Annotated in this window: 23 protein-coding genes; 14 read left to right on the top strand and 9 right to left on the bottom strand. The window is 63.4% G+C overall.

Annotation, left to right across the window (positions count from 1 at the left end; genetic code table 11):
* Positions 1–34: 34 nt before the first annotated feature.
* The 5 genes from ACUN9Y_RS00845 to ACUN9Y_RS00865 all read right to left on the bottom strand — a co-directional run bounded on the left by ACUN9Y_RS00845 (position 35) and on the right by ACUN9Y_RS00865 (position 5,240).
* Positions 35–676 (bottom strand): hypothetical protein, encoded by a 642-nt coding sequence (locus ACUN9Y_RS00845; protein ID WP_445458783.1) that lies wholly within the window; start codon positions 674–676, stop codon positions 35–37.
* A 2-nt stretch (positions 677–678) separates the two neighbouring features.
* A complete protein-coding gene (locus ACUN9Y_RS00850) occupies positions 679–1,161 on the bottom strand; it encodes a hypothetical protein (protein WP_445458784.1) in 483 nt (160 codons plus the stop codon).
* A 92-nt stretch (positions 1,162–1,253) separates the two neighbouring features.
* Positions 1,254–1,733 carry a hypothetical protein gene (locus tag ACUN9Y_RS00855; protein ID WP_445458785.1) on the bottom strand — a complete coding sequence of 160 codons (480 nt, stop codon included), beginning with the start codon at positions 1,731–1,733 and terminating at the stop codon, positions 1,254–1,256.
* Positions 1,734–2,598: 865 nt separating this feature from the next.
* Positions 2,599–3,987 carry a sigma-54 interaction domain-containing protein gene (locus ACUN9Y_RS00860; RefSeq protein ID WP_445458786.1) on the bottom strand — a complete coding sequence of 463 codons (1,389 nt, stop codon included), beginning with the start codon at positions 3,985–3,987 and terminating at the stop codon, positions 2,599–2,601.
* Positions 3,988–4,100: 113 nt separating this feature from the next.
* The gene (locus ACUN9Y_RS00865) at positions 4,101–5,240 is read right to left on the bottom strand and encodes a GNAT family N-acetyltransferase (RefSeq protein ID WP_445458787.1); all 1,140 of its coding nucleotides are present in this window, start codon (positions 5,238–5,240) and stop codon (positions 4,101–4,103) included.
* Here ACUN9Y_RS00865 and ACUN9Y_RS00870 point away from each other — a divergent pair.
* From ACUN9Y_RS00870 to ACUN9Y_RS00895, 6 genes are all read left to right on the top strand, one after another.
* Positions 5,239–5,364 carry a hypothetical protein gene (locus tag ACUN9Y_RS00870; RefSeq protein ID WP_445458788.1) on the top strand — a complete coding sequence of 42 codons (126 nt, stop codon included), beginning with the start codon at positions 5,239–5,241 and terminating at the stop codon, positions 5,362–5,364. The two genes, ACUN9Y_RS00865 and ACUN9Y_RS00870, sit on opposite strands and share 2 nt — an antisense overlap.
* Before the next feature lie 189 nt (positions 5,365–5,553).
* Positions 5,554–7,443, top strand: a complete 1,890-nt coding sequence (gene edd, locus ACUN9Y_RS00875) for a phosphogluconate dehydratase (protein ID WP_445458789.1) — start codon at positions 5,554–5,556, stop codon at positions 7,441–7,443.
* Between the two features lie 6 nt (positions 7,444–7,449).
* Entirely contained in the window at positions 7,450–8,421 is a 972-nt protein-coding gene (glk, locus tag ACUN9Y_RS00880; protein ID WP_445458790.1) for a glucokinase, read from the top strand.
* Entirely contained in the window at positions 8,418–9,365 is a 948-nt protein-coding gene (locus ACUN9Y_RS00885; protein WP_445458791.1) for a D-hexose-6-phosphate mutarotase, read from the top strand. Before glk ends, ACUN9Y_RS00885 begins: the two co-directional genes overlap by 4 nt.
* 24 nt (positions 9,366–9,389) lie before the next feature.
* On the top strand, positions 9,390–10,343 hold the full coding sequence (locus ACUN9Y_RS00890) for a carbohydrate kinase family protein (RefSeq protein WP_445458792.1): 954 nt from the start codon (positions 9,390–9,392) through the stop codon (positions 10,341–10,343).
* Positions 10,344–10,526: 183 nt separating this feature from the next.
* Entirely contained in the window at positions 10,527–11,555 is a 1,029-nt protein-coding gene (locus ACUN9Y_RS00895; protein ID WP_445458793.1) for an Rpn family recombination-promoting nuclease/putative transposase, read from the top strand.
* Positions 11,556–11,923: 368 nt separating this feature from the next.
* Here the strand turns inward: ACUN9Y_RS00895 and ACUN9Y_RS00900 are convergent, their stop codons facing one another.
* Genes ACUN9Y_RS00900 through zwf form a run of 3 tightly spaced genes read right to left on the bottom strand, consistent with a single transcriptional unit; the run spans position 11,924 to position 14,783 of the window.
* Positions 11,924–12,586: a bifunctional 4-hydroxy-2-oxoglutarate aldolase/2-dehydro-3-deoxy-phosphogluconate aldolase gene (locus tag ACUN9Y_RS00900; RefSeq protein WP_445458794.1), complete on the bottom strand. Its 663-nt coding sequence runs from the start codon at positions 12,584–12,586 to the stop codon at positions 11,924–11,926.
* Positions 12,587–12,604: 18 nt separating this feature from the next.
* Positions 12,605–13,282 carry a 6-phosphogluconolactonase gene (pgl, locus tag ACUN9Y_RS00905; RefSeq protein WP_445458795.1) on the bottom strand — a complete coding sequence of 226 codons (678 nt, stop codon included), beginning with the start codon at positions 13,280–13,282 and terminating at the stop codon, positions 12,605–12,607.
* Between the two features lies 1 nt (position 13,283).
* The gene (gene zwf, locus ACUN9Y_RS00910; RefSeq protein WP_445458796.1) at positions 13,284–14,783 is read right to left on the bottom strand and encodes a glucose-6-phosphate dehydrogenase; all 1,500 of its coding nucleotides are present in this window, start codon (positions 14,781–14,783) and stop codon (positions 13,284–13,286) included.
* A gap of 276 nt (positions 14,784–15,059) precedes the next feature.
* Here zwf and ACUN9Y_RS00915 point away from each other — a divergent pair, with 276 nt between their 5' ends.
* The 4 genes from ACUN9Y_RS00915 to ACUN9Y_RS00930 all read left to right on the top strand — a co-directional run bounded on the left by ACUN9Y_RS00915 (position 15,060) and on the right by ACUN9Y_RS00930 (position 19,277).
* Positions 15,060–15,917: a MurR/RpiR family transcriptional regulator gene (locus tag ACUN9Y_RS00915; RefSeq protein ID WP_445458797.1), complete on the top strand. Its 858-nt coding sequence runs from the start codon at positions 15,060–15,062 to the stop codon at positions 15,915–15,917.
* A gap of 224 nt (positions 15,918–16,141) precedes the next feature.
* A complete protein-coding gene (locus ACUN9Y_RS00920; RefSeq protein ID WP_445458798.1) occupies positions 16,142–16,999 on the top strand; it encodes a putative selenate ABC transporter substrate-binding protein in 858 nt (285 codons plus the stop codon).
* Positions 16,999–17,775 (top strand): ATP-binding cassette domain-containing protein, encoded by a 777-nt coding sequence (locus ACUN9Y_RS00925; protein ID WP_445458799.1) that lies wholly within the window; start codon positions 16,999–17,001, stop codon positions 17,773–17,775. The genes ACUN9Y_RS00920 and ACUN9Y_RS00925 overlap by 1 nt, the downstream gene beginning before the upstream one ends.
* Positions 17,772–19,277: an ABC transporter permease subunit gene (locus ACUN9Y_RS00930; protein WP_445458800.1), complete on the top strand. Its 1,506-nt coding sequence runs from the start codon at positions 17,772–17,774 to the stop codon at positions 19,275–19,277. The genes ACUN9Y_RS00925 and ACUN9Y_RS00930 overlap by 4 nt, the downstream gene beginning before the upstream one ends.
* 133 nt (positions 19,278–19,410) lie before the next feature.
* Here the strand turns inward: ACUN9Y_RS00930 and ACUN9Y_RS00935 are convergent, their stop codons facing one another.
* Positions 19,411–19,773, bottom strand: coding sequence for a RidA family protein (locus tag ACUN9Y_RS00935; RefSeq protein WP_445459077.1), 363 nt, complete (start codon positions 19,771–19,773; stop codon positions 19,411–19,413).
* Positions 19,774–20,064: 291 nt separating this feature from the next.
* Here ACUN9Y_RS00935 and ACUN9Y_RS00940 point away from each other — a divergent pair, with 291 nt between their 5' ends.
* The 4 genes from ACUN9Y_RS00940 (at position 20,065) to ACUN9Y_RS00955 (ending at position 22,797) form a co-directional block, all read left to right on the top strand.
* On the top strand, positions 20,065–20,343 hold the full coding sequence (locus ACUN9Y_RS00940) for a BufA1 family periplasmic bufferin-type metallophore (protein ID WP_445458801.1): 279 nt from the start codon (positions 20,065–20,067) through the stop codon (positions 20,341–20,343).
* 242 nt (positions 20,344–20,585) lie between these two features.
* Entirely contained in the window at positions 20,586–21,509 is a 924-nt protein-coding gene (bufB, locus tag ACUN9Y_RS00945) for an MNIO family bufferin maturase (protein WP_445458802.1), read from the top strand.
* Positions 21,506–22,300: an HvfC/BufC family peptide modification chaperone gene (locus ACUN9Y_RS00950; RefSeq protein WP_445458803.1), complete on the top strand. Its 795-nt coding sequence runs from the start codon at positions 21,506–21,508 to the stop codon at positions 22,298–22,300. Before bufB ends, ACUN9Y_RS00950 begins: the two co-directional genes overlap by 4 nt.
* The gene (locus ACUN9Y_RS00955; protein WP_445458804.1) at positions 22,297–22,797 is read left to right on the top strand and encodes a DoxX family protein; all 501 of its coding nucleotides are present in this window, start codon (positions 22,297–22,299) and stop codon (positions 22,795–22,797) included. The genes ACUN9Y_RS00950 and ACUN9Y_RS00955 overlap by 4 nt, the downstream gene beginning before the upstream one ends.
* Positions 22,798–22,967: the final 170 nt, after the last annotated feature.

Consider the following 22,967-nt stretch of genomic DNA (forward strand, 5'->3'; position numbering starts at 1 on the left):
CTGCCGATTGCTACGATTGCTGCTTTTTTTGACGTCAGTCGCTCAGCTGGTTGAACCGAAAGCTGTTGCGAGTGGCGTTCCCCGTGCCGGCTGACTGGTTGACCTGGATAACGCCCCGGGCGCCGCTGAACGCTGTCTCTTCGATCTCGAGCGTTCGTAGGACGTCATCCGAGCCTCCACCGCCTGAACCATTCAGCCCCTGCCTGCTGGCCAGCACCTGTTGTAGCGAGGTATCGCTGAGGTCGCTGACGCTGATTCCTTGAGTAATGCCGAAGGCATTGCTCTGAAGATTGCCAAGCCCCGCCGCCTGGTTGACCGACATCCACCCAGAGGCCTGTCGAAAGGCGCGATCCTGGATGACGGTGTCGGCCTGCATGCCGGCGATGCCTTGATCGATTCGTGCCTGCTGTATCAGGTCATTGTTGCTGGTCGCCGAGGGTCCGGTGGCCAGCGTGCCGCTATTGGACTGCAGGTTGCTGGTGCCCGCCGCCATGTTCGTGCTGGCGACGCCGCTGACATTGCCCAAGGCGTTGCCACCGATGACGGTGCTGTTTCTCAAGCTTCCCAAGTCCTGACCGGCGGCCGGATCGGGACTCGCCATGACCAGGCCAAGGGAGGCGATGAACAGCAACCCTTGAAGCTTGGTGGGCCGTGTCCGTTGTCCGAGAGATCTCATGCTCAGCGCCTCCCACCGGTCAAGGGAGCCAAGGCCCCGGTGATGGTGCTGGCGATTCCGGAGGTCGCACCGATGACCCCGCCTCCCGCCGCGCCACCGCCAATCGAACCGGCAACGCGATTGGACTGGACGTTGCCGCCCGTGCCCAGGGAGCTACCGGTCCCGAGGGAACGATGAAGCTGAGCCATGCTGCCGCCTACGCCACTCGAGATGCCCGCCGCCTGGGTGTCATTCAGCATTACCGCGGTAATGCCGCTGGTCTGGTTGCCCAACTGCGCTGTCGTGGCTTGCGCCATGCGGCTGCTCTGCATCAGGTCGGCGCGGGCCCTGATCGGGCCGCTATCGCGGTTCACCTGGCCAAATGGCGCCGGCTCGACCTCGCGTATCACCACGATCTCGCCGGGGCGTACGCCGGGGCGAAGGTCCGCCCCCTGGGCCTGGTCGGTCCCCACACCGATCAGGCCGCCCAGCACTACCATCGCCACCAGCCCCCCCCTGTACGACCAGCGTGCGACGGCCGTTCCGCTCCCCTGCCCTGTTACCCCTGATGCATTTCCCCGGATGTTACCCATGACGATCACCTGTCCCGTTGCGTAGTGACGTTGACGCGCTGGATATTGTTCAAGCCATTGGAAAGACGATGGTCGCCATCTCTGCCACCGCCGCCCCCGGCGCCACGTCCCGGCCGCTCGTCCCACAGAATCACTCCATCGGAAGCGATGCTGGTCTCGGGCACATAGCGACCGCGGATATTCTCAAGCGACCTGTCTTCCACGAGCCGCAATGAGTCTGTCCCTCGCTCGAACACGAGGCCGATATCGCTGGCACTGCTGTCGGCCTGAGCCACGCCCACCACTCCGCTGGCCACGCCACACAACATGGCAATCGCAACCGCTTGTCTGGCCTGTCGAGTTGGATGGTTCATGGCGGCGTCTCCGCTGAGGGTGTCGGTCCCACTTGCAATGACTAGAGCAATCGCCGTGCCAACTTGTAATTCATTGTTTTTAATTGATTTTATTTTTTGATGCCGACGTAAAATGTAAAGCTGATGAAACAACGCCCCGCTGCACACCGCCCGCCTCGATCAACAAAAGTCATTTTTATATTACAAATCAACTGCTTACGCGAAAAGTAACATCGGCGATACAGGCGCGATGACGGTTTCCGCAGAACGAACCGACGGCGCCCTGGCCCGTCCTCGCGGGTACGGCCACAGCCCTCGCCAACCGGGCCTTCAGCACCAGAATGCTGAAAAAGTTTCATCACCTGTGCCCCCGCGACTCGCGGATGTAACACCGATCAGCCGCCACCAACAGCGATCACGACGCGAGCTCGGAAAGGCGTCGATGGGCGCCTTGCCATGACCGACACATTCTTATTAACAATCTGTTTTTAAATGATTTTAAGAACACCGCCGATAAAATTCGCCGAGCAGGAGTGCGGTTGTATCAACGATGTAACACTTTACCGTTTCGACTATCGCAAGCCGCCGGGGAGCCCGAGACAGCCAGGCCCAGGGGCCGACCAGCACCCGACGCGTCGAACCCGACCGGCCGAATGCCTAGGACGAGATACGCGCCCGTCGGTCGTCTCATTGATCGGCCTACTGGTCGGCCCATTAGCAATCGTCCTATTAGCAGTCGACCTATTAGTAGTCGGACTATTAGTAGTCGGCCTATTGAATAGCCGACCACAGCCCCACAGGGATTGGGGCATGGCAGAAGGGCAGCGAATGCCCAACGTGAAGGGTTAGGACAGAAAAGCGAGCGCCGATAACCGGCCCCCAAGCGGGACCCTAGGCCCAGCGCCAGGAAGCGGAAACCAGGGGGTCATCAAGCGACAGAGTCGAGGCCCCCCGCACCGATAACCCAAAAAAAGACCCGCCTTGGCGGGTCTTGGGTACGGCGTCGCACAGAAGCACGTCAGCAGAAAGCGGCCTCTTCCGGCGGCGAGCGAGAGATTCCATGCTTGTCGAGAAGGCGGTAGATCGTTACCCGGGACACACCCAACTCCTTGGCTGCGGCATTGACCCGATACTTGTTGCGTCCGAGCGCTGCCAACAGGGCGTCACGTTCGGCCTCTTCGCGCACTTCTTCGAGGGTCATCTGATGACGATGCAAGCCGCGTCGTTCGATGCCGAGATCCTCCGGCTGGATCAGCCTGTTCTCGCACATGACCATGGCTCGGCGCACCCGATTGATCAACTCGCGCACATTGCCCGGCCAGTGGTAGCGCTGCATCACGGTCAAGGCTTCGCGAGAAAAACCTTTGAGACACGAGGCCTTCTCACTGGAAAAGCGCTCGAAGAAGAAGCGTGCCAGGATCTCGATATCATCGGGGTGTTCACGCAACGCCGGCACCTGTACCTGCAACACGTTCAGGCGATGATAAAGATCCTCACGAAACCGGCCGGCCTGTACGGCCTTGTCCAGGTCGACGTGGGTGGCCGCCAACACACGCACGTCAACGGGAATGTCTTCGAGCCCGCCGACCCGCTGAATGCAGCGTGTTTCGAGAAAACGCAGCAGGTTGACCTGGAGTTCGAGGGGCAGATCGCCAATCTCATCAAGGAATAACGTGCCACCGTCGGCCGCCTCGATGCGCCCCACCTTGCGCTGGGTCGCGCCGGTAAAGGCCCCCTTTTCATGGCCGAAAAGCTCCGACTGAATCAAATGTTCCGGCAAGGCCCCGCAGTTGATGGCATGAAACGCTCGCTGGGAGCGTTCCGAGCGCTCGTGGATGGCCTGGGCCGTCAGCTCCTTGCCAGTCCCTGACTCACCGCTGATGAATACCGACGCATCGACCTTGCCGACCTTGCGAATAGTGTTGAACAACGACCACATCGCCGGCGTCGTGCCAACAAACTCGTATTCGTTGTCTTCTTCGCCGGTGGCCGATGCCAGCGCCTGCTGCTCGCGATCCAGTTGCTGCAATCGGGACAGCTCGGCGGCATGGTCGAGCAGTATGGTCAGGCGCGCGATATCCACCGACGCCGGAACTAGGGCATGGCTCAGATGGACGATGATGCGCCGCTTGTCGGGGTCCGCCATGGTCTCGTCCGACCCTACCACCACCCAAGGCCTGGCGCTTCGCAGGATCAGCGGCTCGAGCTGGCGCAGGTCCACCACCGACAAGTCGTCCAGCACGACGAGCCCGACCCGGCAGGGGTCGCTGTCACGCAGGCGACACTCCGACAACGGACTCTCCAAGCGTTGGGTCCGCCAACCATTGGACACCAAGGCCTCGCGCAATTGGCCACTACTGCCCTCGGGTTCGCCGATCCACCAACAACAACGCTCCATTCGCTCCATGTCCCCGCCTCTGAACGTATCCCCTCTAGGATGGGGGCAATCATCACCGCAGACGTCACTATTCACCCCGTCGGCATGAGACCCGTTAACGTTATGAGCATAGCATCGACTCCTTAACTACTCCGAAACGGCAGTCCACGCAGTGCCCCCGTCGCGTAGGCCCCAACGCCTGCGGATTCTTCTCGACAGAATCGTGCCACGGCATCTCGCAGACGCGGATCGGCAATATGATGGAGCGAGGTCAGCCGCCGAGGCGCAAACCCTCGCGCCACCTTATGCTCACCCTGCGTCCCCGGGTCGAAGAGCGTTAAGCCGTGCTCCAGGCAATGTTCGATCCCCTGGTAATAGCAGGTCTCGAAATGCAGGCAGTCGGCCATGACCTCGCTACCCCAGTAGCGACCATAAAGCGATCGAGCCCCCTGTAGGCAAAGCGCGGCAGCCACAGGCCGTCCTTCGACCAAAGCCTGAATCAGCACAAGACTATCAGGCATCTCGGCCAATAGCCGCTGGAAGAACGCTTCATCGAGATACCCTTGCCGACCGCGTTCCAGGTAGGTGATGCGGTAACAACCAAAGAAATGCGTCATATCGTCCACGCCGATCTCACCGCCCATCAGCCGCCGCAACACAATGCCCTGCTCTCCCACCCGGCGGCGCTCACGCCGGACCTCCTTGCGCCGCCGCGACGTCATCGCGGCCAGGTATCCCTCGAAGTCGCCGAATCCCTGGTCTCGCCACTGGAATTGCACCCCATGGCGCGCCACCAGCTCGGGGCGAGCCTCTCGCCAGGCCGCCACCTCGTCGTCTTCGGCGAACAGGAGGTGCCAGCTGGATAACCGCTCATCCAGCTCCCAGGTCCTTGCGATCGCCCGCCGAGCGGCCACCGGGTCAAGCTCGTCGGCCAGCAACAGACGCGGCCCCGGCACTGGGGTGAAGGGAATCGCACTCAGGCCCTTGGGATAGTAGTCACCGCCGGCTCGCTCCCAGGCATCCGCCCAGCCCCAGTCGAACACGTACTCACCGTAGGAATGTCCTTTCAGGTAATAGGGAAGCGCGCCGACCAGGCGTTCGCCACACCACAGGGTCTGGTGTCGCGGCAACCACCCCGTCTCGCTGCCGACCGCGCCACTCGCCTCCAGCGCCAGCAGAAATTCATGACGCAAGAAGGGATAGTCGTCGCCCACCAAGGCGTTCCAGGCGGCTTTCGGCACGCTGGCGATGGACTCCACGGCGACCAACCGGGGCTGTGACATGACGACTCCTACTTTGCATGATGACGCCACCGGCGCCTGTGTCGACGAATCGGGTGATGGCGACGACGCATCAGACAGGAGCCTGGTGCGGCCATACCGTCACGGCTTTCCGATCATCGCCTAGGGTGCCAGACTTTACCCTGGGGTGCCGGTCTGGCCACAGTGGCGAGGCCAGACGGTGCGAAAAGCCCGCTTCGACAACCCGTAAAAAAACTACAAATTCGACCAAAGAAGGCGAACAGCCCGGAGGAATCTCGCTCACTATTTGGTAAACTTACGCATCTAACCCGAACTTAATCGTCTGAGGTTGACCATGGCTAGCCAGCAAGCTCCTTCGCTCGATCCGACCGTTGCCCGCGTTACCGACCGTATCCGCGAACGCTCTGTGCAGCGCAGAGCGCTCTACGTCGAGCGCATGGAAGCACAACACCGCCGCGGCGTTCATCGTGGCGAACTGTCCTGCGGCAACCTGGCTCACGGTTTCGCCGCCTGCGGCGGCGAGGATAAAAATCAGCTTAAGCTGATGAACAGTGCCAACCTAGGCATCATCTCGGCCTACAACGACATGCTTTCGGCCCATCAGCCATTCGAGAACTACCCCGACACCATTCGCGCGGCGGCTCGTGCCATGGGCTCTACCGCTCAGTTCGCTGGGGGGGTACCCGCGATGTGCGACGGAGTCACCCAGGGCCAACCAGGGATGGAACTGTCGCTGTTCTCCCGTGACGTCATCGCCATGGCCACCGCCGTCGGGTTGTCTCACAACATGTTCGATGCGGCGCTCTACCTCGGTGTCTGCGACAAGATCGTACCGGGACTGTTCATCGGTGCGGCACGCTTTGGCCACCTGCCGGCCTTGTTCATCCCGGCGGGTCCGATGCCAAGCGGTCTTCCCAACAAGGAAAAGGCCCGAGTGAGACAGCTCTTCGCCGAAGGCAAGGTCGGTCGCGACGAGTTGCTGGAAGCGGAATCCGAGTCCTACCACAGCCCGGGCACCTGTACCTTCTACGGCACCGCCAACTCCAACCAGTTGATGATGGAGTTCATGGGGTTGCACCTGCCCGGCACCTCTTTCGTCAACCCCAATACCGAGATGCGCGAGGCGCTGACGCGTTTCGCCACGGAACAGGCCGTGCGCAACACCGAGGCCGGCGGTGACTACCGACCCTTCTATCGCCAAATCGACGAGCGCGCCATCGTCAACGCCATGGTCGGGCTGCTGGCCTCAGGCGGCTCCACCAACCATACCCTGCATCTGGTGGCCATGGCCGCCGCCGCCGGCATCACCATCAATTGGGACGACTTCACGGATCTTTCTGCCGCGGTACCGAGCCTGACCCGTGTCTACCCCAACGGCCAGGCCGATATCAATCACTTCCAGGCCGCCGGCGGCATGAGCCTGCTGATCCGCGAGCTGCTGGCCGCGGGCCTCATTCACGGCGACATCCCCACGGTGTTCGGCACCGACATGACGGCTTACACCCAGGAGCCCTTCCTCGAGGATGGCAAGGTTGTCTGGCGTGAAGGCCCCGACGAGAGTCTGGATCCGGATGTGCTGCGCTCCGTGGCCAACGCCTTCGCCCCGACCGGCGGCCTGACGGTGCTCGATGGCAACCTCGGCCGCGGGGTGATCAAGGTCTCGGCGGTGGAACCCGAACATCGGGTGGTCGAGGCACCGATCAAGATATTCGAGGACCAGAACGAGCTGAAGGCGGCATTCGATGCCGGAGACCTGGACCGCGACGTCATCGTGGTGGTGCGCTTCCAGGGCCCGAAGGCCAACGGCATGCCTGAGCTGCATAAGCTGACACCCTACCTGGGCGTGCTTCAGGACCGCGGCTATCATGTGGCGTTGGTCACCGATGGCCGCATGTCCGGCGCCTCAGGCAAGGTACCGGCGGCGATCCATATCACCCCGGAAGCCATCGACGGCGGCCCACTGGCCAAGCTCGTCGATGGTGACCTGGTTCGCCTGGACGCCGACACGGGCGAGCTCAAGGTACTAGTCGACGCCGCCTCCTGGGCCGAACGTCCCAAGCGCGTCGCCGAACTCGACCACTACCACGTAGGGCTCGGTCGCGAACTGTTCGGCGGCTTCCGTCACCTGGCGATGCGTGCCGAAGAAGGGGCCGGCGTTTTCGGTGGCTTCGAGGCCGACGACCTGGCGCGTCAGCAGGGCCAGATCCACGACGAGGACGCCTAGTCGCCCATGAACCGTCCAGCCCTGATCGGCGACATCGGGGGCACCAACGCGCGCTTCGCGCTCGTGGTCCCCGGAGAGGTATCGCCCCGAGAGATCCAGACTCTGCCCTGCGCCGACTACCCAGGCGTGGTCGACGCCGCCCGCGCCTACCTCGAGGGTGTCGGTGCCAGCGGCGACAAGGCCCCGAAGGAAGCCTGCCTGGCCTTCGCCTGCCCCGTGCATGGCGAGCGGGTCACGATGACCAACAACCACTGGGACTTCACCAAGACACAGGCGCGAGAGGCCCTGGGCCTCGACCTGTTCAAGGTCGTGAACGATTTCATGGCCCAGGCCCTTGGCGTGCCCCATGTCGACGAGGCTGACCTGATGACGGTGCAGCATGGCGACGACATCGGCCACGCCACACGGCTGGTGATCGGCCCAGGAACCGGTCTCGGCGTGGCCGGTGTCTTCCCCGCACGGCGTGCCTGGATTCCGCTCCCGACCGAAGGCGGCCATGTCAGCTATGCCCCGACGGACGCCCAGGAACTGGCCATCTACGAGCGCTTCCATCAGCGCTACGGCAGGGTCAGCGTCGAGCGTGTCCTGTGTGGCCAGGGGCTGCTCGACCTTTACCGTATCCTGGCCGAGATCGAGGGCCACCCGGCGCCGGCCGCGAGCCCCGCCGAGGTCACGCAGGCGGCCAACAGAGGCGACCCTCTGGGGCGTGATACCATCCTGCGGTTTCTCAAGATTCTCGGCGACGTTGCCGGCGATGCGGCCCTCACCATGGGCGCTCGGGGTGGCGTGTACCTATGCGGAGGCATCGTGCCCCGGCTGATCGACTGGTTGCCGCACAGCGGCTTCCTCAACGCCTTCAGTGCCAAGGGACGAATGCGGCCGTACAACGAAGCCATCGCCATCCATGTGGTCACCGCGCCTTGGACGGGGCTGCTGGGCGCCGCCGAGGCCCTCCACAACGAAGAGGTCGAACCATGATTCCCGCATCGCTCAAGGCATTGATCGACGCCACCAACGGCCACGGCTATGTTGCCTGGGCCGGCCGCGACGTCTGGGTGGCCAATGAAGATTGGGGCCAGCTGGCCGTTTCGCTGCAGGGTGCCCAGGTGCTGCACTATTTACCCGCGGCCGACGCTACGGCCGAAGCGGCGCACGAGAATGACGCGGCTGGCGTCGACAGCGGCGCCGAGGACCCGCTGGTGCCCGGTGGTTGGCTGTGGGTGACGCCAACCCCCCAGGATACCCCTGGCGCCATTCGCGGCGGCATTCCGCTGTGCTGGCCGTGGTTCGCCGATGAAAATACCGCGGACGAGACCCCCGACCGCTCCGGTCCTATGCACGGCCCCGTGCGCAAGGCCAACTGGCATCTCGACGCGGTGGATGAGCACGAAGACGGCATCGAGCTGCACTTGTCACTGCCCGAGCGGCTGCACAGCCAGTTGCATCCGCGAGCGGTGATACAGGCCAATGCCCAGCGCTTGCACGTCGAGTTGATCACGGAACACCGCGGCGAAACTCCGGTGAAGATGACCTGTGCCCTGCATAGCTACCTGGCCGTGAGTCAGGTCTTCGAAAGCCGCGTCGAAGGCCTCGCCGGGGCGCGCTACCTGGACAAGCTCAAGGGCTTCGCCGAGAGCGAACAGCAGGGGGAACTCGGCGTGCGTCAAGGCGTGGACCGGATCTATCACTCCAACGCTGAAGTCGTGCTCGACGACGGACGGCGCCGCCTGCGCATTGCTCGCCAGAACAGCGACTCCGTCGTGGTCTGGAACCCCGGCGAAACGCCAAATCCCGATACACCGCTGGCTGCTGCACGACGCTTCCTGTGCGTCGAGTCGGCCAACACCCGCCTCGACCCCGTGTGGGTAGTTCCAGGCGCTCAGCACATGCTAGGCACCACGCTATCGCTCTCGAGCCAGTGAGCCCACGGACAAGGAGACCGCGTCATGACGCCCATTATTGCCTTCGGTGAAGCCCTGGTCGACATGCTGTCAAGCCACCTCGGGGAGGATCACGATGGCCCCGAGACCTTCACACCCTACGCCGGCGGCGCACCGGCCAATGTGGCCGTCGCCTGCGCACGGCTGGGAATGACGAGCCGGTTCCTGGGTATGCTAGGCGACGATCACTTCGGCGATTTTCTGGCCCGCGAGCTCACCGCTCACGGTGTCGATGTGACCGGCGTCGTGCGCACCCAAAAGGCCCGAACCGCGCTGGCTTTCGTATCTCGGGACGCCAGTGGTGAGCGCACCTTCGACTTCTACCGTCCACCGGCTGCGGACTTGCTTTACCGCACAGAGCACCTCCCTGCCGGTGTATTTGCCGACCCTGCCATCGTTCACCTCTGCAGCAACAGCCTGACCGAGCCAGATATCGCCGAGACAACCCTGGCCATTACCGAAATGGCGCAACGCTCGGGCAGCCTGATCAGCGTCGATGCCAACCTGCGCCACAACTTGTGGCCGGGCCACCGGATCGACGTGGGCCTGGTCACTCGCCTGATAGACCAGGCCGACCTCATCAAGCTGTCCGCCGAAGAACTCGATGCCCTGCGCGGGGATCACCCCCGCAACGATTGGCTGGCCGAACGACTGGTCGCAGGCGCTCGCCTGATCGTCGTCACCGACGGCCCTGCAGAGGTTACCGCTCATACCACCAATGGTGCGGTAACGATGACACCGCCACCGGTAAAGGCCATCGATACCACGGCGGGAGGCGACGCCTTTATCGGTGGCCTGCTTGCGGCACTCAGCGGCCACGATTGGCAGCAGGAAGGCTGGCAGTACGATGCAGCCTTTATCGACAGGGCCCTGACACTGGCTTGCCGCTGCGGCGCCCATGCCGTGACGCGGCCCGGCGCCTACGCCGCTCTGCCCCGGCGTGACGATGTGATCGATTAGACGGGCCACGCCTGTCTCGGCGACCACACACCCCCAGCACACCGACACCAGACCAATCAACAACGGCGCCCTGTAGCGCCGTTGTTGATTAAGTGTGCTCAAGCACCTCGCCGGCGGAACCCTTCTCGTTACCACGACTCAATCCTCTGCCCCATGCCCCCGAGTGCCAGGTAAAGGAACACCATGAGCCCTCCACATGAACATGATCTCAGCTACAAGCTGTTGTTCAGCGAACCGAGGGTCGTCAGCGACCTGCTCACAGGCTTCGTCAAAGAGGACTGGATCGAGCAACTGGACCTCGACTCTCTGGAAAAGGTCAGCAGCACCTTCGTCACCGATGATCTACGCGATCGAGAAGACGATGTGATCTGGCGAGTGCGCTTTGGCGACGAGTGGCTGTACGTCTACCTGCTGATCGAATTCCAAAGCACGATCGACCGATTCATGGCGCTGAGAATCATGACCTATGTCGGCCTGCTCTATCAGGACCTGGTCAGGCAGAAGGCCCTCACCATGGACGGCAAACTTCCTCCAGTGCTGCCGATCGTACTCTACAATGGTGAAACACGTTGGAACGCGTCGCTCAATATCTCGGAGCTTGTCCTAGCGGTGCCAGGGGGGCTGGAACAGTACCGACCGGACCTACGCTACCTGCTGCTGGATGAGGGGGCGATCGTAGCCAGCGAGCAGTGGTCCCAGGAAGCCCAGAACGTGGTATCCGCCATCTTCTTGTTGGAACACCACCGCAGCCCACAGGATGCCATCGACCTGATTGGATTGTTGGTAGACTGGCTGAAGGCGCCACAGCAGACCCAACTCAGACGGCACTTCGTCCTCTGGATCAAGCGTGTCCTGCTGCCGAACTGGGCGCCCAGTGATGAACGAAGCTCCTGGCAGGCGCTCAACGACTTAAGCGAGGTGCATAGCATGTTGTCGGAACGTGCCAAGCGATGGCCAGAACACTGGAAACAACAGGGTCTTGAGGCAGGGCGCCAGGAGGGCCTGACGAAAGGCCTCGAGGAGGGCCGCCAGGAGGGCCGCCAGGAGGGCCGCCAGGAGGGCCGCCAGGAGGGGTTGCAGGAAGCGCAGCGAGAAATCGCTCGGAAAATGTTGCAACGAACAGACATGGACGATCAGACCATCGCGGAACTGTCGGGGCTAGACGTCGAACTCGTCGGCCAATTGCGGGAAGACCTGGAACGCTCTTCCTGACCCCTTCTCGAAGGGAGTGCCAGTCGTAGCCTCGCTATACGCGACGGGCGCTCGCAGCACCATCAGCAGGCTCACCAAGGCCCCACCCGCTCACACTGCCAGGCGCCCCTTTCTCGACATCTCTACGCCCCCTCCGGCGCACGCCGCCAGTCACGGCGCACCAAAAAAATCCGGCCAAGAGGCCGGATCAAGGACAGCACCAGCTGTCGAGAGAGCACATGGAAGACGACAAGCGCCGTTCAGGTGCAAAGAGCTCTGGCAAAGAGTTCTGGGCAACGCGCCATGATCACGGCCGAGCCACGCTACCCGGCGGTTGAGCGCCACCCCGCGTCACACGCCATCACGTCGCGGGGTAGCGCCGATGCCGTTCAATGATGAAAACGGTCGGCGGCCTCCTTGGCCAGGGCGCGAATGGCGTCCCAGTCACCGGCGTCGACCAGCGAAGCCGGGGTGAGCCAGGAGCCTCCGACACACATCACACTAGGCAACGCCAGGTAGTCGGCCGCGTTGTCCAGGCCGATGCCCCCGGTGGGGCAGAAGCGTGCCTCGCTGATCGGGCCGGCGAAGGCCTTGAGCGCCTTGACACCGCCGCTGGCCTCGGCCGGGAAAAACTTGAAGCGCCGGTAACCGTACTGCCAGCCGGTCATTAACTCGGAAACGGTAGCCACGCCCGGCAGCATCGGCACCGGGCTCTCGACACCGTAACGATACAGCGCTTCAGTCGCGCCTGGGGTCACCACGAAGTCGGCACCGGCCTGCTCCACCAGACGATACTGGGCCGGCGTCAGCACGGTCCCCGCAGCGATGCTGGCCTGCGGAAGCTCCTTCTTGAGCCGAGCGATAGCCTCAATGGCGCAGTCAGTGCGTAGCGTCACCTCAAGCACACTCAGCCCCCCCTCCACAAGCGCTCGCCCCATTGGCACGGCATCTTCGATGCGCTTGATGGTGATGACCGGGATCACCTCGGCCTTGAGGCAAATGCTGTCGAGTTCCGTGGTGCGGGTGGACGGCAGTTGTTTGTCGATGGTCATGTGCATCACTCCAGAAAATTAGGGGGCCCAGTAAATAGCCAGCGGGCAGCTGAGAAAGGCACGAATGGGCAGCCTGCGAACGTCGTCGCCGGTCATGGCACGCCCCAGAACATCGCGCTTGTCTTCGCCGGTGATATGCAGCACGTGGCGTCTAGCGTGGTGCAGGCGTTCGGCACTCAGGGTGATACGTGCCTGGGGCTGGCTCGGCGTGCGCACGGCTACCACGGCCGCGTCACTGGCCAGGGCCAGATCCAGCTCACGACTGTCGGGGAACAGCGAGGCGGTGTGGCCGTCTGCGCCCATGCCCAGGATGACCACACTCGCCGGCCACGCCAGCCCGTCGAGGCGCGCGCCAACCTCATCGATGCCCTGCTCCGGAGTCCCGTCAGAGGTCGTCAGAGACACAAAGGTTGCTGCCTTGGCCGCCCCCACCAGCAAGTGCTCGCGCACCAGGCGGGCGTTGGAGTCCTCGGCATCAGACGCTACCCAGCGCTCATCGGCCAGAGTCACGTCGATGCGCGACCAAGGCAGATCCTGGGCGGCCAAGGCCGCGAAGAACGGCACCGGGGTAGAGCCGCCCGATACGATCAACAGCACGCGATCCTGGCCTGCGAGGTCATGCCGCAAGGCCTCGCCGACAGACTCAGCAAGCTGCTGCGCCAGCTGCTCGCGGGGCTTCGATATGATCTGACTCATGTCAATAGTCCTCGTACCAGCTACGGCCGTCCTGGGTAATCATGGCGATCGACGCCACCGGCCCCCAGGAGCCAGCGGGATAGCGACGCGGAGGCTCGTCACGATCCTCCCAGGCACCGATCAGCGCATCACACCACTGCCAGGCGTGCTCTACCTCGTCGCGACGCACGAACAGGTACTGCTGCCCTTTCATCACCTCCAGCAGCAAGCGCTCGTAGGCATCGGGAATCCGCGCCTTGGGAAAGGCGCTGTTGAAGTCCAGATGCAGCGGTCCCCGACGCAGGCGCATGCCCTTGTCCAGGCCGCTGTCCTTGGTCAGCACCTCGAGGCGAATGCCTTCTTCCGGCTGTAACCGGATGATCAATTTGTTGGCCGCCAGGGAGCGTTGATCGGGGTCGAAGATATAGTGCGGCTGTTGACGGAAATGGATCACAATCTGGGACAACTTTTCGGGCATCCGCTTGCCGGTACGCAAGTAGAAAGGCACCCCCGCCCAGCGCCAGTTGGACACTTCGGTCTTCATGGCGACGAAGGTCTCGGTGTGACTTTGCGTATTGGCACCCTCTTCATCCAGATAGCCCGGTACGCCGGCGCCATCGGTGGTCCCAGCGGTGTACTGTCCGCGCACCACATCGCGCCCAAGCATGTCATCGGTGAATGGCTTGAGCGCCTTCAACACCTTGACCTTTTCATCGCGGATGGCATCGGCATCCAGATTGGCTGGCGGGTCCATGGCGATCAGGCAGACCAGCTGCAGCAAATGATTCTGCACCATGTCACGCAGTTGACCGGCGTTGTCGAAGTAACCCCAGCGCCCTTCGATACCGACCTTCTCGGCCACCGTGATCTCCACATGGGAGATGTGATTCTGATTCCATTGGGTGCCGAACAGCGGATTGGCAAACCGCAGCGCGATCAGGTTCTGGACAGTTTCCTTACCAAGGTAATGATCGATGCGATAGACTCGCGACTCGGGAAACACATCGCCCACCGCGTCGTTGATGCTTTTCGACGACTCCAGGTCATAGCCGATCGGCTTCTCCACCACCACACGACTCTGCTCATCGAGGCTGCCACTACCCTGCAAATGTCGACAGATGTCGCCATAGAGACTCGCGCCCACGGCGAGATAGACCACTAGCGGGCGGCTACCCTTGGCGCCCTCCCGCCACTCGCGAATGGCGCTGTAGCCATCGGCCGCGGTGAAGTCCACCGTCACAAAGGACAGACGGGCGAGAAAACGCTTTACCACCTTGGCATCGAGTTCATCGGCTTTGACGCGAGTCTTCAGCGCGGCCTCGACCCGATCACGAAAGTCGGTTGCACTGATATCCTGCCGGGCCAACCCCAACACACGAGTGTCGTCATGCAGCAACCCTTCCCGATCGAGTTGATAGAGCGCGGGAAACAGCTTGCGCTGCGACAGGTCACCGAGAGCCCCGAACAGCGCCAGGTCGATGTCGGTGCGCTCCGCGCCAGTGGATCGGGTGCGTTGAGTCATAACCGTCCTCGCTAGATGGAGAGAAAAGCGCCGTCAGTGGATCCTGGGCAGCGTCTTTCTAAGTTTACAAAAAAATAGTGGCCTTGGAACTGCCAGAGCAATCTATTTTTTGTAAACTTACACAAAAAATGACGACTCGGCGCTTATACATTGGACGTAGATAAACAGAAGGCTACGATAGCCACCACACGTTAGTAAAATCACTACATTGCCCGGGCGGCCCAGCCAGCGTTGAGCCTCCCGTCTCCAGCATCGCTTCACAAGGGAGTCTTCGACATGGTCCGTCACGACCTTATTGACCGTATTCGTCGCCGCCTCGACGAACTCAATCGCTCTGAGCGCAAGGTCGCGGACGTGATCCTGGCAGACCCCGATGCGGCGACCGGCATGAGTATTGCCAGTTTGGCTCAAGCCGCCTCGGTCAGCGAGCCTACCGTCAACCGCTTCTGTCGCAACTTCGAGGCCAAGGGCTACCCGGACTTCAAGATCCAGCTGGCCCAGAGCCTGGCCGGCGGCACCCCCTATGTCAGCCGTGCCGTCGAGCCCGACGACAGCGCCGACGCCTATACCGGCAAGATCTTTGGTGCCACGATTGCAGCACTCGACCTGGCTCAGCGGGAGGTCGACCCCGAGCGGATCGACCGAGTGGTCGACTACCTGATCCAGGCCAAGCAGATCCACTTCTTCGGCCTCGGGGCCTCCGGCGCGGTGGCCCAGGATGCGCAGCACAAGTTTTTCCGCTTCAACCTGCCCGTGACGGCCTATATCGATGTCTTGATGCAACGCATGGTCGCCGCCGCCTGCCACACCGGCGATGTCGTGGTGGTGCTGTCATACACCGGACGTACCCGGGAGCTAGTCGATATTGCCGCCCTAGCACGAGAAAATGGTGCCGTTGTCCTGGGTATTACCGCACCTGACTCGCCGCTCTCCCAGCAATGTACCGAGACCCTCGAGATCAGCGCACCGGAAGATACCGACTACTACATGCCAATGACGTCGCGCATGGTGCAATTGGCGTTGATCGATGTCCTGGCCACCGGGGTCACCCTGCGCCGTGGCGAAGACTTCCTTCACCACCTGAAAAAGATCAAGGATAGCCTGCGCGACACCCGCTACCCCCTGACCGACTGATGCGACATTCGACCGCCGCCGTCGCTGGCACGCCACCAGCGACAGCCGGCGAATCGTGCCCATCGCCCGGCGCGCCCTCGGACTTGCTTGAGTCCGCGTCAAGCACAACAATATGCGCTACCCTCACCCCTGCTTCCTCGATGGCGCTGACTCAACACGCTCTGACGACCGAGCAGCAGGCTCGACCTCGTCGAATACGCACGACTATCAACAAGGATTGCCCCATGCGCTGGACGCTTGCCACCGTCGCCGTGCTGACCACCATCAGCGCGCCCTCCTTCGCCGACACCTTTCGCTTTACCGCGATTCCTGACGAGGACCAATCCCGCCTGGTCGAGCGCTTCTCCCGGGTCGCCGACTACCTGGCAGACGAGCTCGGCGTGGAGGTCGAGTACGTGCCGGTCAAATCCTACGGTGCCGCGGTCACCGCATTTCGTAACGACCAGGTCCAGCTGGCCTGGTTCGGCGGACTATCCGGCGTTCAAGCTCGGCGCCTGGTCCCCGACTCCGTCGCCCTGGCCCAAGGGGCCGAGGACGCCGAGTTCACCAGCTACTTCATCGCTCACGACAGCACCGGCCTTGCACCGAACGAGGATGAGCTACCGGACGCGGTGCAGGACATGACCTTCACCTTCGGCGCCAAGACCTCTACCTCCGGACGCCTAATGCCGGAGCACTTCCTGCGCCAACGCTTTGGCGAAGCACCCGACGATATCTTTTCCCGTGTCGGCTTCTCCGGCGATCACACCCGCACCATCGCCCTGGTCGAAGCCGGCACCTATGATCTCGGTGCGGTCAACTACAGCGTATGGGATGCCGCCGTCGAGGAAGGTCGCGTCGATACCGACAAGGTTCAGGTGGTCTGGACCACTCCGAGCTACCCGGACTACCAATGGACCCTGCGTGGCGATGCCGACGAACGCTTCGGCGATGGTTTCACCGCCAACCTGCGCCAAGCCCTGCTCGACATGGAGGATCCGCAACTGTTGGAAAGCTTCCCCCGTTCGGGCTTTATTCCCGCCGACAACGCCATGTACGCCCCCATCGAGGACGTCGCCGAAGACCTCGGCCTGGTGCGCTAATGTCTGAAGCCCCGCTGGCGTGTTTCGAGGCCGAGGACCTGGGCCATGGCGAGCATCGAGTACTCAGCGCGGTCACTCTATCGCTGCTCCCGGGCCAACGAGTCGCGCTGCTCGGAGCCAGCGGGGTCGGCAAGTCGACCCTGCTGGCGGCCCTGCGTCAGCGCCTTGGGGCTCTTGGCGCCTGGTGTCCTCAGCATCACGGCCTGGTCCCCCAGCTGGCGGTTTACCACAACGTCTACATGGGCCGCCTCGAGCATCACTCGGCCCTGGCCAACCTGTGGAACCTGGCGCGGCCGCTGAAGGGTCCCTGGAATGACGTCGCCGGGCTATGCGACGAGCTCGGCCTGACGGGTCTGATGCGTCGCCCGGTGGGCCGGCTCTCCGGCGGCCAACGCCAGCGCGTCGCCATCGCTCGAGCTTTCTATCAACAGCGTGAAGTGTTTCTCGGCGACGAGCCAGTCGCTAGCGTCGATCCCCACCAGGCGTTGGCCCTGCTCGAGCGCATCGATACTCGTCATGCCGGGTCGGTGATCGCCCTGCACCAGCGCGAATTGGCTCTCAGTCACTGCGACCGGGTCTGGGGGCTCGCCGACGGGCGCGTCGTCATCGATGCGCCGAGCCACGAGCTGTCTCTTGCCGATCTGGACGCCCTCTACCCCAGCGCCGAAGGCCGGAGCCGGTCGCTGCCGCCGAGCGACGGGCCAGTGTCAGCGGATGCGGATGGCGTCACCCGGCCTCTCGAGGCGACCCTGCCCTGCTCGCGAGGGAGACAATGAGCAGCGCCCCACCTCGACCCTACTTGCTCATCGGCGACTCGATCGGCCTGCGCTTGGCCCGCCACACTCTCACCCTGATTGCCTTGGCCGTGCTGCTGGCACCGCTGGCGGATCTCGCGGTGCTCACCCGAGACCCTTGGGCCGAGCTCGGTCGCATCGCCAAGGGCTTGGCGCTTCCCGACATCGGCGCCGTCGAGGACCCCTTCACCGCCATCGGCTTGACCATCGGCGTCGCGCTGTGGGGAACCGCTGCTGGCGTGATCCTGGGCTTTCCCCTGGCGCTGGTGTTCTCGCGCTCGCGCCTGGTCCGGGCCGGCTGCGCTTTCGTTCGCGCCATCCATGAGCTGTTCTGGGCGTTGCTGTTTCTTCAGGTTTTCGGGCTTTCGGCGGTGACGGCACTCGCGGCCTTGGCGATTCCCTACGCCGGCATCTTCGCCAAGGTTTACGCGGAAATCTTCGAACAGATCCCCGACGCAGCACGCAATGCTCTGCCACAGGGCGTCGGGCGCCTGTCTCGATTCGCCTATACCGTGCTCCCCCTGGCGCTCGGGCAACTCGCGGCCTATACCCGCTACCGCTTCGAGTGCGGCCTGCGGGCAAGTGTGCTGCTGGGGTTCGTCGGCCTGCCGACCCTGGGCTTCCAGCTCGAGACCGCGTTCCGCGAAGGACGTTACGCCGAGGCCGGGGCTCTGCTGTGGCTCTTCTACTTATTGATCGCCAGCCTGCCGCTATGGGCGCATCGCCGAATGCTACCGCTATTGGCGCTAGGCTCGATCTTTCTGCTCGGCCCATGGCCCGACATCGATGCGGGGCTCGTAACGCGTTTCGTGACTCAGGATATCTGGCCCCGAGCGCTACTGGAGGGAGATGCCAGCGGCCTGGCGGCCTGGTTTCAGGCCATCCCCGAACTGCTTCCGGCGATCGGCAACACGCTCTTGCTCGGCCTGCTCGGCAGCGTCGGGGCGCTACTGGTGGCGCTCATTCTGTGGCCATTGGCGTCACGCCACTTTGGCACCGTCGCAAGCCGCCTGGCCGGCACAGGGCTGCTGATCTTCCTCCGCTCCACCCCCGAACTGCTACTGGCGTTCGTATTCCTGCTCCTGCTTGGCCCTTCACTGCTGCCTGCCTGGATCGCTCTGGCGCTTCACAACGGCGCCCTGATCGCCTTTCTTGTCGCTCGCCATGCCGACAACCTGCGCCCTGGCATGCCGAGCGCCTCGGCCAGTGGCCGTCTCGCCTATGAGCTCTTGCCCAGGGTCTATCCCGCCATGCTCGCCCTGCTCTACTACCGCGCAGAAGTCATTCTGCGCGAGACGGCGCTGCTCGGCATGCTCGGTATCGCAACACTCGGATACGTGATCGACGACTACTTCCAGACCCTGATGTTCGACGTGGCCTTCTTCCTGCTGCTCGTCACTGCCGGCCTCAACATTGTCGTCGACGCCCTGGCACGACGGCTCAGGCCCAGCGAGCCCCCGATGGACGACCCCTGCCTGCGCTAGAGGCCGAGGCGACGCCCTTCCCACGACGGAAACGCCGACCCGTTTCCGGGTCGGCGTTTCTATTGTGCGATACGGCGGTGACGCCAGGGTCTGCCGTGTCGAAAACGGCGTCGTACGGTGGACGCTTTGCGCGTCAGGCGGCCGGGATGACCGCGGTCACGCTAATCTCGACCAGCAGTTCCTCGGACGGCATCGGCGCGCACACGCAGGCACGTGCCGGTGCGTGCCCTTGCGGCATCCACGCATCCCATACCGCATTCATCGCCGCGACATCCCCACCATTCTTGAGATAAAGGGTGGCGCTAAGCAGGTGCTCGCGATCGCTGCCGATCTCTTCGAGCAGTGCATCGACCCGAGATAGCATGCTCTCGGTCTGCGTGGTGATGTCGCCACTGCGTGCCTCCGGCCCTGCGACCTGGCCGCAAAGATAGGCCACGCCCTGATGAATCACCGCTCGGCTCATGCGGGTCTTGGTGTCGTGACGCTGGATCATCAGCTGTGTCTCCGATGGCTTCCCAAAAAATTGACCGAGGTCAACTCTTGAAAAAAAAGTTTATTTAACTAAATTTGTGATAAAAAACAGAATTAATTACTGACAAAATCCGCAACCAGCCATTCCATCAGCCTTCATTCCGTCAACTCTCCAACATCATACCCTACAAACCCAATGGGTTGGGCCGCACCACCGGCCACCTCTGGTGTCAGGAACCCGGCGTTGCGTCGACTACGCTGTGACTGCCTCGGCGACGGGGTGACGTCGTGCTTCCATTCATATGAGGAAAATAACATGAAACGATCCATGATCATGGCCGCCGTGCTGACCACCGCCATGGCTCAAGCCGGGGTGATCGCCACGGCCCAGGCGGCAGAAGGCGACATGGAAAAGTGCTACGGCGTTTCCCTTGCCGGCGAGAACGACTGTAAGGCTGGTCCTGGTACCACCTGCGCCGGCACCTCGACAGTGGACTACCAAGGCAATGCCTGGACTCTGGTTCCCGAAGGCACCTGCACCAGCGTCGAGACCCCCCATGGCAACGGCAGCCTGAGCGAGATCGAACGCCCGTAAGCGAAGCGACCGGTCGCACCCCCCATCGCCCGCCCCGGCGGGCGGTGGACCCCGAGCCAGCGGCGGAACCTGTCCACCGGCACACGAGGCCGACCAAGTCACCGACCAAGCAATCGGCCGCACGCCCCGCGACGAGACCGACTCGAGCCGATGACGGCGACCGAATCTCAAGGCGCACTCAGCCCATCGCCCCGCCGTGAGCCGACGAGTCACGCGAGCCAGGTCCATCCCGAGAGTCGACCATGAACCGAGCCCTGAACCCGATCGTGTTTCCCCCTTCCTCCCCGGCACCCGTACGGCCCAGGCTAGCCGAAGGCGCTGTCGGCATCGGACTCAAGCATCGCCATGCGCAAGCATTGATCGAGGCCACCACAGCACCCGACTTCCTCGAGCTCCACGCCGAGAATTACATGGACGCCGGCGGGCCGGTGCAGGACAGACTCACGGAGCTGGCAAGACGCTACCCCTTGTCCGTGCACGGCGTCGGCCTGTCACTCGGCAGCGCCCAAGGGCTCGACGACGCCCACCTCGAACGCCTGGCCCGACTCGTCGATTCGCTAGCGCCGGCGCTGGTGTCAGAGCATCTGGCCTGGAGCCGGCTCGACGGGCATAGCTACAACGACCTGTTGCCGGTGCCCCTGACGCGAGAGTCATTGGACGTGTTGACCCGGAACATCGATCGCGTGCAACAACGCCTCGGACGACGACTGCTGGTGGAGAACCCGAGCCTCTACGTTCGCCTGACCGGCAATACCCTCGACGAAGCCGACTTTCTCAACCTGCTGGTGGAACGCACCGACTGTGGCCTGCTGTTCGACATCAACAACGCCTTCATCAGCGCCCACAACATGGACCGCGATCTCGACGATTACCTGCGTTGGGTCCCTTGGCATGCGGTGGGCCAATGGCATCTGGCCGGCCATAGCCTCGACGAGGCGACAACGCCACCGCTGTACATCGATGATCATGGCGGACCGGTGGCAGACCCCGTCTGGACGCTCTACGAGAGCGCCATCCTGCGCTGCCCCGCCCTGCCCACCCTGATCGAATGGGACAACAATGTGCCCGAACTACCGCGCTGGCTCGACGAGGTCCAGCGTGCCCGGGCGGTGCGTCGCAACGTGCTCGCCCAGCGCCTCGACACGCCATCGGAGGACCGGTCATGAGCAGCCTGGCCCAATGGCAGCAACGCTTCGTCGCCGCCATGCACAGCCCCGGCGAGGCCGATGCGGACCTCGGTCAGCGCTCGGGACTCGACGTCTACCGCAACAATATCCGCCACAGCCTGATCGAGGCTCTGGGCGTTGCCTATCCGCATACCCGCACACTGCTCGGCGAACGCTACTTCGATGCGCTCGCCAGCCAACATGTCGCCCAGTGCCTGCCGTCTGATCCGCGTCTGCAGCGCTACGGAGCTGGATTTTCCGAGCGCATCGATGCCATGCCGGGGCTCGCCGAGTATCGCTATGTGGCCGATATCTGCCGCCTGGAACGCGCCCGTCTGGACATCAGCCACGCCGCCGACGCCGAGGCCCTGGAGGCCAACCGCTTAGGGCTCGCGCAAGACCCCGAAGCCCTTAGCATCAGGCCTCACCCCGCCAGTCGCTGCGTGGCCTGTGACCACGATGTCGGGGAGCTGTGGTCGAGCCTGGAACAGCCAAGCGGCGAGACACCCCGCCTGGGTGACGCGGGTCCCGGCCACTGGTTACTGGTGCGTCGCCGGTCGCGGGTATCCGTCACTCGCATCGACTCGGCCTGTGCCGCGCTGTACCAAACGCTCACCGGCGACCTCGCTCTCGGCGATGCCCTCGACAAGGTCATGGGGGATCCGGCCGCCGCCGGCGGCAACATCGGGCAAGCGCTCGGCACCCTGCTTGGGCTGGGGGCTCTCATCGACGCCACGCCGCCTAGCACTGCCCCCACCCCTGACGCCTGCCCCTCGGAGACACGAACATGAACGCCCTGACTCGCCTGCTCGATGGCTACTTCACCGTGTTGACGTCGCGCCTGGAACGGCTATCCCTCGACGTCGTCCTGACGCTGATGCGCTTGGTACTCGGCACGGTCTTCTTCATGTCTGCGCTGACCAAGATCGACGGCTTCGGCCTCGCTGACAGTACGTTCTTTCTGTTCGAACACGAATACGCCCTGCCGCTGATCTCACCGGTGCTCGCCGCCTACCTCGCGACCCTGGCGGAATTCTCGCTATCGCTACTGCTATGGGCAGGGCTGGCGACGCGGCTGGCGGCCTTCGGCCTGACGCTGATGACCCTGGTGATCCAGACCTTCGTCTACCCCGAGGCCTGGGTCACCCATGGTCTGTGGGCGGCGAGCCTGCTGACATTGGTACTACGTGGCCCTGGCCGCCTGTCCCTGGACCAGTTGCTGGTGATGTGGCGGCGACGTGAGCGGCCTGAATCAGACACCGACGCACGGCGCCCGCTGCACACCTGACACGCCGCGCCCGGCGGCGCGTTCGACAACGCGACAGAACGGCCGTCGCGCCAGCCAGCCTAGCGCCCTCGCGAGGCCACCCGCCATCGACGCTTCAGAGCGTCCGTCAACGTGCCACAAGAACGAGAGAGGGCCGACCGATAGTACCTATCGATCGGCCCTCTGTGTTG

The sequence above is a fragment of the Halomonas sp. V046 genome (assembly GCF_052645355.1).

Bases quoted from the DNA above. Each gene is read 5' to 3' on its own strand.
- ACUN9Y_RS00845 (WP_445458783.1), bottom strand. From the start codon at position 676: ATGAGATCTCTCGGACAACGGACACGGCCCACCAAGCTTCAAGGGTTG.
- ACUN9Y_RS00860 (WP_445458786.1), bottom strand. From the start codon at position 3,987: ATGGAGCGAATGGAGCGTTGTTGTTGGTGGATCGGCGAACCCGAGGGC.
- ACUN9Y_RS00870 (WP_445458788.1), top strand. From the start codon at position 5,239: ATGACGACTCCTACTTTGCATGATGACGCCACCGGCGCCTGTGTCGAC.
- ACUN9Y_RS00865 (WP_445458787.1), bottom strand. From the start codon at position 5,240: ATGTCACAGCCCCGGTTGGTCGCCGTGGAGTCCATCGCCAGCGTGCCG.
- edd (WP_445458789.1), top strand. From the start codon at position 5,554: ATGGCTAGCCAGCAAGCTCCTTCGCTCGATCCGACCGTTGCCCGCGTT.
- glk (WP_445458790.1), top strand. From the start codon at position 7,450: ATGAACCGTCCAGCCCTGATCGGCGACATCGGGGGCACCAACGCGCGC.
- ACUN9Y_RS00885 (WP_445458791.1), top strand. From the start codon at position 8,418: ATGATTCCCGCATCGCTCAAGGCATTGATCGACGCCACCAACGGCCAC.
- ACUN9Y_RS00890 (WP_445458792.1), top strand. From the start codon at position 9,390: ATGACGCCCATTATTGCCTTCGGTGAAGCCCTGGTCGACATGCTGTCA.
- ACUN9Y_RS00895 (WP_445458793.1), top strand. From the start codon at position 10,527: ATGAGCCCTCCACATGAACATGATCTCAGCTACAAGCTGTTGTTCAGC.
- ACUN9Y_RS00900 (WP_445458794.1), bottom strand. From the start codon at position 12,586: ATGACCATCGACAAACAACTGCCGTCCACCCGCACCACGGAACTCGAC.
- pgl (WP_445458795.1), bottom strand. From the start codon at position 13,282: ATGAGTCAGATCATATCGAAGCCCCGCGAGCAGCTGGCGCAGCAGCTT.
- zwf (WP_445458796.1), bottom strand. From the start codon at position 14,783: ATGACTCAACGCACCCGATCCACTGGCGCGGAGCGCACCGACATCGAC.
- ACUN9Y_RS00915 (WP_445458797.1), top strand. From the start codon at position 15,060: ATGGTCCGTCACGACCTTATTGACCGTATTCGTCGCCGCCTCGACGAA.
- ACUN9Y_RS00920 (WP_445458798.1), top strand. From the start codon at position 16,142: ATGCGCTGGACGCTTGCCACCGTCGCCGTGCTGACCACCATCAGCGCG.
- ACUN9Y_RS00925 (WP_445458799.1), top strand. From the start codon at position 16,999: ATGTCTGAAGCCCCGCTGGCGTGTTTCGAGGCCGAGGACCTGGGCCAT.
- ACUN9Y_RS00930 (WP_445458800.1), top strand. From the start codon at position 17,772: ATGAGCAGCGCCCCACCTCGACCCTACTTGCTCATCGGCGACTCGATC.
- ACUN9Y_RS00940 (WP_445458801.1), top strand. From the start codon at position 20,065: ATGAAACGATCCATGATCATGGCCGCCGTGCTGACCACCGCCATGGCT.
- bufB (WP_445458802.1), top strand. From the start codon at position 20,586: ATGAACCGAGCCCTGAACCCGATCGTGTTTCCCCCTTCCTCCCCGGCA.
- ACUN9Y_RS00950 (WP_445458803.1), top strand. From the start codon at position 21,506: ATGAGCAGCCTGGCCCAATGGCAGCAACGCTTCGTCGCCGCCATGCAC.
- ACUN9Y_RS00955 (WP_445458804.1), top strand. From the start codon at position 22,297: ATGAACGCCCTGACTCGCCTGCTCGATGGCTACTTCACCGTGTTGACG.